The 1,922-nt window shown below is 36.1% G+C and carries 1 protein-coding gene; it reads left to right on the top strand.

Features of this window, described 5'->3' with window-relative positions; all coding sequences use genetic code 11:
• The coding region (locus NiCM35_RS26545; RefSeq protein ID WP_433780904.1) for a gp58-like family protein at positions 1-1,922 on the top strand (1,922 nt) is incomplete at both ends.

Raw genomic sequence — 1,922 nt, 5'->3', positions numbered from 1 at the left:
CCAAGACTGTTAATTCACAAGGAAGTCGAATATCTAATGCTGAAACAACAATAAATCAACATACCACAGCAATTAACTTGAAGGCAGAAGCTACAAATGTTTATACAAAAGTACAGACTGATAGTGCATTAAATAATAAGGTTAATCTATCAACCTACAATAACAAAATGTCCCAAATCGATGTAAGCATTAACGGAATTTCTAATCGTGTCTCTTCCACAGAGTCAAACATAAAGGGCTTAAATGGTGAGATAAATACTGTTAAAAGCAATATAGCTAGTCTTGATATTAAAGCAGATGGTATTATTTCTTCTGTTTCACAAGTTCAAACTAATCTTGATAATTTGGAGATTGGTGGTAGAAACCTAGTTAAAAACACATCCAAAGAGTTTAAGTCTGTTACATTTGGAGGCTGGGATTATTACTTTCCTGAAAGAGTTATGGATTGGGAAAAGGGAATGACATTGACTGGTCGTATCTATCTTAAACCTACTAATCAAGAAGCTTCTATAATGCTTCATGTTAGGTATACCAATGGAACTTATACTCAATATAGAGGTTCGATTATAAAACCCAATCAAGAAGGATATTCGGTTGTAACTGCAACAATCCAAAATAGGGATGATATTAGTCATATAGAGTATTCTATTCGGCATAGTTCAGCTACTACACCGACCGATACAGTTCAATATAAAGAGGGGAAGGTTGAAAAAGGAAATAAACCTACCGATTGGACACCAGCACCAGAAGATATGGCAACCGTATCACAATTTAGTACATTAGAACAAACGGTGAACGGCTTTACGACAAGGGTTGGAACTGCAGAAGGGAATATAAGTTCTTTACAACAAACTTCTAGTAGCTTTGCTACCAGAATATCAAATGCGGAAGGAAGTATTTCTTCTATATCTCAAACCTTGAAAGGTGTTCAAACTACTGTTTCAAATAAAGCAGACAAATCAACAGTTACACAGTTGGCTAGTGTGGTAGATTCAAAAATAAGCACAACGGACGCTAATAATAAATTTGCTACCCAAAGCCAGTTGACACAGACTGCTAATAGTTTAACTAGTACAATCACAAGTGTTCAATCCAACCTAGATAACTTAGAAATCGGTGGGAGAAACCTAGTAACTGGTACTAGTTCTGAGTATAGAAGTACAACAAGGAGTGGGTGGGGAGATTATGCCGACCCACTAACTAATAGTACTAGTATACCAGTAGTTTCAGGAAAAACTTACAGTGCTAGAATTTATCTAAAGACCAGTACGCAGAAAGCACAACTTAGAATTAGATTATATCCAAGTGATAATTCAACCTATAATGATGTAAGTGGCGAATATATTGAAGCTGGAAGTGAAGGGTACTCTTATGTGACTTTCAAAGTACCAGCAAATAGAACACGTGCTTTTATAATGTCTGCTAGATTTGGTGCTAGTGATACACCTAGCAATACTTTACACTGGAAGGAATTAAAGCTAGAAGTAGGTAATAAGTGTACTGCATGGACACCAGCACCAGAAGACATGGCAACCGTATCCCAGTTTAGCCAACTATCTGATGCGATTAATCTAAGGGTTACTAAAAACGATGTAATTAATCAGATAAATCTTGATACTTCTGGAATCCTTATACAAGGTAAAAAATTAGTTCTTGATGGAAACGTAACAGTTAACGGAACTTTTAAAGTAGGAAACGGTAATATCACTAGTCTGGATGCTGGTAAAATAACAACTGGCTATCTTGATGCTGCAAGAATATCTGCTAGTTCTTTATCGGCCATTTCAGCAAATCTTGGGAACGTAACAGCTGGTAATATACAGGGTGTAAATATAAGCTCTTCTACCTTCACTGGTGACAATATGTATATTGATGGAAAGATACAAGTGAGACAAGGGAGAGTCGAAGTTAAAAGTAAAGTA

The sequence above is a fragment of the Niallia sp. M35 genome (genome assembly GCF_050971705.1).
In the GTDB taxonomy this organism is placed as follows: domain Bacteria; phylum Bacillota; class Bacilli; order Bacillales; family Cytobacillaceae; genus Niallia; species Niallia circulans_A.
The sequence above is the reverse complement of the archived record's forward strand: the minus strand, read 5'-3'. Positions and strand labels throughout refer to the sequence as shown.